Source organism: Streptomyces albidus (ex Kaewkla and Franco 2022) (genome assembly GCF_013870515.1).
GTDB lineage: Bacteria > Actinomycetota > Actinomycetes > Streptomycetales > Streptomycetaceae > Streptomyces > Streptomyces albidus.
Window position 1 is genome coordinate 1 of sequence record NZ_JACBXA010000279.1, and the last position, 7,032, is coordinate 7,032.

A 7,032-nucleotide genomic window follows, 5' to 3' on the forward strand; every position below is an offset into this window, starting at 1 on the left:
GAGCGCATCGTCTGGTCGCACGAACTGCCGGCAGGGGCGGGGGCGGCAGGTCTGCTCTTCGCCAACGAATGGCTGGACAACGTGCCCGTCGACGTCGTCGAGGTCGGTACCGACGGTCGTCCTCACGAAGTGCTCGTGCGGGCGTCGGACGGAGCCGAACAGCTCGGCGGACCGCTGCCGCAGGGGCCCGACACCGACTGGCTGGCCCGCTGGTGGCCCCTGACCGCGGAACAGGGCGGGAGTGCCGAGCCAGGGCTGCGCGCGGAGTTGGGGCGCCCCCGCGACGAGGCGTGGGCGACGGCCGTTCGCATCCTCGACCGCGGTCTCGCCGTCGCCGTCGACTACGGCCACCGCCATGAGGACCGTCCGCCCTTCGGGACGCTCACCGGCTACCTCGAAGGCCGCGAGGTCTCTCCCGTACCGGACGGCAGCCGCGACCTGACCTCCCATGTGGCGCTCGACGCCTGCGCGGCGGCCGGGGCAGCCGCACGCGCGGAGACTGAGGGAGCCGGCCCCTCTCCCCCTGCGCTGCTCTCCCAGCGCACCGCACTGCGGGCCCTGGAGGTCGACGGCGCACGCCCGCCGCTCGCGCTGGCGTCCAGCGATCCCGCCGCCTACGTACGTCGGCTGGCGGCGGCGGGCGGGGCAGCGGAACTGACCGACGCCGCGGGCCTGGGCGCGTTCAGCTGGCTGGTCCAGCCGCTGGGCGGCGTCGCATCACCCTTCGGCTGAGCGAGGGGACTGCCGAGCCACCGTGCAGCTCTCCCAACTCCTACGTCATCCACCGGTACGGGCGCGCCTCCCTGCGCCCCGTACGCGAGCGCTCCGCCTGGGCGTCCACGATGGCGCGCGCCTCCTCCGCGTCGCGCAGCTGGGCCGCCGCCGAGCCGTTCGCACCGTGGTCGACGGTCACGTTCGCCAGGCCCATCCGGCGCTCCCAGGGGCCCTGCCCGAAGCGGACGCTCTGCACCTTGGCGTGCGGGACCAGCGTGACGCGGCGCCTGAGCAGCCCGCTGCGGGTGACGAAAACAGCGTCGGTGACCCCGTGCGCGTAGCCGCGCCACATGAGCGGCGCGCACCAGACGGCGCGCGCCGGCACGGGAGCCAACTCCCGCACGGCCTCATCGAGACCGACGCCCGGCAGCACCCTCGCGAGGACCTCCGCGACCTCGTCGCGGGCGGCCACGGGGATGAGCACGCCGCCCTTGTCCTTGCCCGCCCCGGCGATCTCCAGGTCGACGCGCAGCCAGCCCCTACGACGCCACAGCAGGGGCTCGGTGATCCGTACGGACTGCACACGGCCCGGCGGTACGGTCGCGTGTTCGCGGTCCAGCAGACCGTGGTCCAGGCGCAGCCCGTCCGGCGATTCGGCAACCGTCCAGTCGTACTCCTTGAGGAACCGGCCGCCGGTGCTCGCCCACACGCCGCCCAGGGCGGGCAGCAGCGTGCCGAGGGCCACCAGGACGCTGTCGCTCGCCGCGTAGACGGCCAGGGGGACCAGGATCGCCGCCAGGAGCACCCCCCAGCCCGAACCCATCAGCAGCAGACCGACGACGAGCGTGCGGGGCTCCACGCGCAGCATTTCGCGAGCAGGAGCCTCACCGGCTTCGGGGGCGGCTTCCGGAGCGATCCCGGCGGCGCGGGCGAGGAGTTCGGCGCGAAGGGCGACGGCTTCCCGTTCGGCGAGGAAGGCCAGTTCGTCCTTGCTCTCCGCACCGACGACGTCCAGCTTCAGCTTCGCGACGCCGGCGACACGGGCGAGCAACGGCCGGCCCACGTCGACGGCCTGGATGCGGTCCAGCCGTATGTGCGCCACCCGTCGGAAGACCAGGCCCGTACGGATGCGCAGCTCGGTGTCGGTGACGAGATAACTGGTGAACCACCAGGAGAGGAAGCCGTATGCCGCTGCCACCGGCAGCACCACGGCGAACGCGACGATCAGCCATCCGCCCGTCAGGTGCGAGAACCACTCCTGCGTGCGCTGGAAGTCGTGCATGGAGAAGGCGATCAGACCGGCGACCGGTGCCCATGCCCGGCGCCACGGCGTGACGGGATGCAGAGGCTTGCCCTCGGGGCGACGCGGCAGCAGCGAACGGCCGGACGTCCCGGTGGCCTCCTCGCCGGCTCCCGACGGGGCACCTTCCACCGGGGCGGCCGGCCCCGCCTGCTCCGACGCCTGTACGGACGTCTGCTTCGACAACTCGCTCACAGGCCCGCCGACCTGGCCCCGCCGAGCTCCGTGAGCCGGTCGCGCAGGCGTTCCGCCTCCGCGGGCGCGAGCCCCGGGATCTCGGCGTCGGTCGTCGCGGCAGCGGTGTGCAGCTGCACCCGGGCAAGGCCGTAACGCCGCTCCAGCGGGCCGGAGGTGACCTCGACGAGCTGCATGCGCCCGTACGGCACCACCGTCAGCTCACGCCACAGCACTCCGCGGCTGATCAGAAGGTCGTCCTCACGCTCCACGTACCGCCACGAGCGCCAGTTGCGCTCCAGCGCGCCCCAGCCCCAGGCCAGGCACCCGAGCGGCAGCAGCGCGAACGCCGCCCACACCGGTCCGGCAGTCAGCCCCAGCAGCACGGCGGTCACGACGCCCAGCGGCAGCAGCGTGCAGAGCAGCACGACCCGCCGCACCTTCAGCAGCGCCCGCTCGACGCCCCTCCAGCTCTCGGTCTCCCCACCGGCCCCCGCCGCCGGGCCGGCGTCCAGCGTGGCTTCGGGCTGGTCCTCGTCGGCGTCCGTCCGGCCTGTCCCCGTTGTCATGCGCCCAGCGTATGCCGGGGCGCCACAGCGGCCCAGGGGGCGGGGAAGCAGCCCGCGTGCGCGGATGCGGGAACCACCGCCGCCAGATGACGCGCCGGGAAGGGGTGCGAGACTAAGGGCCATGAGCCAGCGGACGACGACGGACGGCACGACCGGTACGGCGCAGGCACCTGGGACGCAGACCACGGTCGGCGTCGGCGGCGCCGCCGAGAGCACGGACATGGTGCTCAACATCGGTCCCCAGCACCCCTCCACGCACGGCGTGCTGCGGCTGCGGCTCGTCCTCGACGGCGAGCTGATCAGCCAGGTGGAGCCGGTCGTGGGCTACATGCACCGAGGCGCGGAAAAGCTCTTCGAGGCCCGCGACTACCGCCAGATCATCGTCCTCGCCAACCGTCACGACTGGCTGTCCGCGTTCTCGAACGAGTTGGGCGTGGTCCTGGCCGTCGAGCGCATGCTGGGCATGGAGGTCCCCGAGCGCGCCGTTTGGACGCGGACGCTGCTCGCCGAACTCAACCGCGTGCTCAACCACTTGATGTTCCTCGGCTCCTATCCGCTCGAACTGGGCGGCATCACACCGGTCTTCCACGCGTTCCGCGAACGCGAGGAGCTGCAACACGTGATGGAGGAGCTGTCCGGCGGCCGGATGCACTACATGTTCAACCGGGTCGGCGGCCTGAAGGAGGACATGCCCGCCGGCTGGCAGGCACGGGCGAGGCAGGCGGTCGCGGACGTGCGGTCCCGGATGGACATCTTCGACCGGCTGGTCACGGGGAACGAGATCTTCCGCGGCCGTACGCGCGGAGTCGGCGTCCTCGCACCCGAAACGGTCCACGCGTACGGCGTCAGCGGCCCGATCGCGCGCGCCTCCGGCGTCGACTTCGACCTCCGCCGTGACGAGCCGTACCTGGCGTACGAAGAGCTGCGGGACACGCTCAAGGTCGTGACGCGGAGCGAGGGCGACTGTCTCGCCCGCTTCGAGGTGCTGCTGGAGCAGGCCTACAACTCACTGGACCTTGCCGACGCCTGCCTGGACCGGCTCGGACAACTGCCGCCCGGTCCCGTCAACCAGCGCCTGCCGAAGGTGCTCAAGGCGCCCGAGGGCGCGACCTACGCCTGGACCGAGAACCCGCTGGGCCTCAACGGCTACTACCTCGTCTCCAAGGGCGAGAAGACGCCGTACCGGCTCAAGCTCCGCTCGGCCTCGTTCAACAACATCCAGGCGCTCACGGAGCTGCTGCCCGGGACGCTGGTGGCGGACATGGTCGCGATCCTGGGGTCGTTCTTCTTCGTCGTGGGCGACATCGACAAGTGAGGCCGCCCGGGCCGCCCCAGGCCGGCGACCCGGTCAGCTCGCGTTCCGCACCCCGGCAGGGCCGGACTTCGGCTTGGGGCCGGTCCTCGTCGTGGACTTGGAGCCCGGGGCCTCGGTCTCGGCCGCCGGGTCGCTGTTGTCCGTGCCGGGCCGCTCATCGGTCCGGGGCTCGGCGCCGGTCTCGTCCTTGCCGGCCGGCCCGGACGCGGCAGTGCCGGTCTCGTTCTCGCTCTCCGGCTCGGGCTCGGTGCCGGTCGAGGACTTGGCGAGGCCGGGCCCGGAGGCCGACCCGGACTTGGGCTCGGCTCCGTTGGCGTCGATCCCGTTGGTCTCCGTCCCGTTGGTCTCCGTCCCGGACTTGGCGTCGGTCGCGGACTCGGCCTTCCCCAGGGTGGCCCCGGAAACGGCGTCGCTCCTGGGCTCGGAGGCTCCCGTCCCCGCCAGGGCCCCGCACTTGGACTCCACGTCCCGCCCGTTGGCCGTCCCTGCTCCTGGCCCGGCCCCCGTGCGGGGCTTCGCTCCCGGCTCACGCGTGGCCCCGAGCCCCGGCTCGGGGCCCGTGGCGGACCCGCCCTCGTCGCCGGTCTTGGAGACGTTCGCGCGCCTGGCTCCCAGCCCGGACCGGGACTTCGTCCCGGGCGCGCTCCCGAACAGGGAGCCCGGCTCCGGCTCCGCCTCCGCCTTCGCGGCGTCGGCGTCCTTGTCCCCCGCAGGCGAACCCTCAGGCGCACGCTTCGCGTCCGTCGCCTCGGCTCCGGCCTTCTTCACGGGTCCGCGCGAAGCCTGATTCGCCGGCTTCTCCCCCGCCTCGCCGGACTTCGAACGAGTGCGGGAGCTCTGGGACTTCAGCTGCGTACCGCGGCCACCCGCCTTCGCCTGCGTACGGGACTCCCCGGGCCTGGAGCGACTGCCGCGCCCGTTCGGACCGGCCTGCGTACCGGAATCGTCGGAGGCCGGTGGCTGCGCCACTTCACCGACGGGCTCTTCCGGCTGCGAACTGCCAGCCGATTCGGGGGACTTGGCGGGCTCGCGGACCTCTCCGGACTCGCGCGGCCTCGGCGGTACGGGCGGTGACTTCTTGGCGCGCCTCTTCGGCTTGGCCGCTCCGGTGCCGAAGAAGTCGAACCTTCCGGCATCCGAGTCCGTGGGGCGCTCCTCGACGGCGGGCCTCGGCTTCTGGCGTTCGCGCTCCCGCTCGCGGTCCGGCTCCAGCTCCTGCCGGCGCTGCTCGCGCAGCTGCTCCTTGCGGAGGTTGACCACCTGTTCCTGCTGCTCCTGCTGTTCCTGCTCCAGCCGCCGTGCGAGGTTCCGGCTGAGGTTCCTCAGCGCCTCGTTCGCCTGCAGGTACGTGAGCGGCGTGGGAGCGCCCGAGGAGTTCCGGTGGTCGGTCGCCGACGCGGTGAGCGCCTTCGTCGGCTCCCCGGACTCGAGTTCCAGCTGCCGGCGCCCCTCCAGGGCACTCGCCCGCTCGGTCTCGGCATGGGCGTACCGGCGCAGCAGGTCGGCGTGCTCGCTGCGCAGCTCTGCCAGTTCGCTGCGCTTTTCCCGAAGCTTGCCCTGCGTCTTCTCGCGGGCCTCACGGGCCTCTTCGAGTTCGCTTTCGACCTCCGCCTGACGCTCCTCGGCACGCCATTCGGTGCTCGTCTGGCGGGCCTTGAGTTCGCCTACGCGTCTGCCCGCCGCGCGGTCCCAGACACGGAGCAGCACGGCACCGCTCACCGCCGCCGCAGCGGCGGCGGCGGTGAATGCGCGCAGCAATACCGTGTCCGTGTCACCGACACCCGGCTCACCGACCAGCCAGGCGCCTCCCGCGCAGATCAGTGCGGCCGCTGAGACGGTTACCGGAGCGAGGAACCGGTGCAGTGGCTGCGAATGGCGATGACGTCCACGTGGCATGGCCTGGAATGTACCGTGCAAGGCTCCGATCAGGCACCGGACGAGGGGCATTGTTACGCCCCCACAACCGTCCGGTGTCCCTTTTCGCCCTTCGCTGTCCCCTTCTCTGTCATCTGCACCGCCCGCATCGCAGCCGGGCTCGACGGCCGCGAATTCCGGGCCCCGCCGAACGGCGGTTCAGAGCAGGTTCTTCGCCTTGAGGTACTCCTCCGCGACGTCCTTCGGCTTCTGCCGCTCGGCGTCCACCTTCCGGTTGAGGTCGGCGAGGTCCTCCGTGGTGAGCACCTTCGTCAGCTTGCCCAGGGCGTCTGCGACCTTCTTGCCGCCTGCCTTCTTGGAGTTGACGACGGGCAGCACGTTGTCGGCGTTCTGCAGGTTCTTGTCGTCCTTCAGCAGCACGAGGCCGAAGTCGGCGAGGGTGGCGTCGGTGGTCGTGGTGAGGACGAGCTGGTCGCTGCCGTCCTTGACCGCCTCCTTCGCCTGAGGAGTTCCGACGCCCTTGGGGTCGATCTCGGTGATGTCGATGTCGTAGGTCTTCTCCAGACCGGGGCGGCAGAAGGGACGCTCCTCGCATTCGTCGCTCGCCGCCAGCTTGATCTTCTCGCCCGACTTGCCCAGATCCGAGAGCGTCTTCAGATCGTGCTTCTCGGCGAAGTCCTTCGTGACCGCGAAGGCGTTCTGGTCCACGGCCTCGCCCGCCGGAAGAACCTTCAGACCGCGCGGCTTCGCAAGCTTCTCGAGTGCCGCAACCGTCTTGTCCGTGTCACTCGATGCGACGGGCTTCGCCTTCGCCCCGTTCTCCTTCGCATTGAGGAATTCGGCAAGAGTCGCCGCGTATTCCGGCACGACGTCGATCTCACCCTTTTCCAGGGCGGGCTCGTACAGTTCGCGGTTCTTCAGCTTGCTGATCGAAGTGTCGTATCCGGCCTTGGCCAGCAGCTTGGAATACAGCTCCGCCACGACCTGCGACTCGGTGAACCCGGCGGAGCCGACGACCAGCTCGCCCTTGGAACCGCCGCCGTCCGCGGAGCCGCCGCCCTCCTTCTCGAGGCTGTTCCCGCCGC

At 71.6% G+C, this 7,032-nt stretch carries 6 protein-coding genes; 2 read left to right on the plus strand and 4 right to left on the minus strand.

Annotated features, from left to right (window positions below; all coding sequences use genetic code 11):
• The coding region (locus H5J26_RS26515; protein WP_181768500.1) for an SAM-dependent methyltransferase at positions 1-732 on the plus strand (732 nt) is incomplete at its 5' end.
• Between the two features lie 40 nt (positions 733-772).
• On the opposite strand, the gene H5J26_RS26520 is transcribed toward H5J26_RS26515, so the two are convergent.
• Both H5J26_RS26520 and H5J26_RS26525 read right to left on the minus strand, forming a co-directional pair.
• A complete protein-coding gene (locus tag H5J26_RS26520; RefSeq protein WP_419183856.1) occupies positions 773-2,200 on the minus strand; it encodes a PH domain-containing protein in 1,428 nt (475 codons plus the stop codon).
• A 5-nt stretch (positions 2,201-2,205) separates the two neighbouring features.
• Entirely contained in the window at positions 2,206-2,757 is a 552-nt protein-coding gene (locus tag H5J26_RS26525; protein WP_181768501.1) for a PH domain-containing protein, read from the minus strand.
• A gap of 121 nt (positions 2,758-2,878) precedes the next feature.
• On the opposite strand from H5J26_RS26525, the gene H5J26_RS26530 reads away from it, so the two are divergent.
• Positions 2,879-4,072 carry an NADH-quinone oxidoreductase subunit D gene (locus H5J26_RS26530; protein ID WP_181768502.1) on the plus strand — a complete coding sequence of 398 codons (1,194 nt, stop codon included), beginning with the start codon at positions 2,879-2,881 and terminating at the stop codon, positions 4,070-4,072.
• Between the two features lie 33 nt (positions 4,073-4,105).
• On the opposite strand, the gene H5J26_RS32325 is transcribed toward H5J26_RS26530, so the two are convergent.
• A complete protein-coding gene (locus tag H5J26_RS32325; RefSeq protein ID WP_181768503.1) occupies positions 4,106-5,968 on the minus strand; it encodes a hypothetical protein in 1,863 nt (620 codons plus the stop codon).
• A gap of 177 nt (positions 5,969-6,145) precedes the next feature.
• The coding region (locus tag H5J26_RS26540) for an ABC transporter substrate-binding protein (protein WP_181768504.1) at positions 6,146-7,032 on the minus strand (887 nt) is incomplete at its 5' end.

Coding starts and splice junctions, on each gene's coding strand:
- H5J26_RS26525 (WP_181768501.1), bottom strand. CDS start 2,757: ATGACAACGGGGACAGGCCGGACGGACGCCGACGAGGACCAGCCCGAA.
- H5J26_RS26530 (WP_181768502.1), top strand. CDS start 2,879: ATGAGCCAGCGGACGACGACGGACGGCACGACCGGTACGGCGCAGGCA.
- H5J26_RS32325 (WP_181768503.1), bottom strand. CDS start 5,968: ATGCCACGTGGACGTCATCGCCATTCGCAGCCACTGCACCGGTTCCTC.